The organism is Inquilinus limosus MP06, assembly GCF_000767795.1.
Classification (GTDB): Bacteria; Pseudomonadota; Alphaproteobacteria; order DSM-16000; family Inquilinaceae; genus Inquilinus; species Inquilinus limosus_E.
On the sequence record NZ_JANX01001162.1, the window covers coordinates 1 to 425 of the forward strand.

Annotated in this window: 1 protein-coding gene; it reads left to right on the top strand. The window is 75.3% G+C overall.

Annotation, left to right across the window (positions count from 1 at the left end; genetic code table 11):
• Positions 1-425: EamA family transporter (locus P409_RS35780; RefSeq protein WP_034849986.1), on the top strand; the 425-nt coding region annotated here is incomplete at both ends.

A 425-nucleotide genomic window follows, 5' to 3' on the forward strand; every position in this document is an offset into this window, starting at 1 on the left:
GCGGTCTGGCCGGCGTCGCCTGGGCCGCGCTGGCGGCGCTGGCCACGGCCGGCGGCACCATCCTTGGCGCCCGCAACCAGCGGCGCGGCATCCCGATCCCGGCGGTGATGGGCTGGGGCGCCCTGACCGGCGCGGCCGTCGCCTTCGCCTGGTCGGCCGCCGCCGGCTCCGCCTTCGCGATCGACACCTCGGTCCGTTATCTCGGCAGCCTGGCCTATCTCGCCATCGCCGCCTCCTGCATAACCTTCCTGATGTATTTCGACCTCGTCCGCCGCATCGGCCCGGCCCGCACCGCCTACACCCTGGCGCTGGTGCCGGTGGTGGCGCTGGCCCTGTCGGCCGGCTTCGAGGGCCTCGCTCTCGGCCCCGGCCTGCTGCTCGGCGCCGCCGCCATCCTGCTCGGCAACGTGCTGGTGCTACGCGGC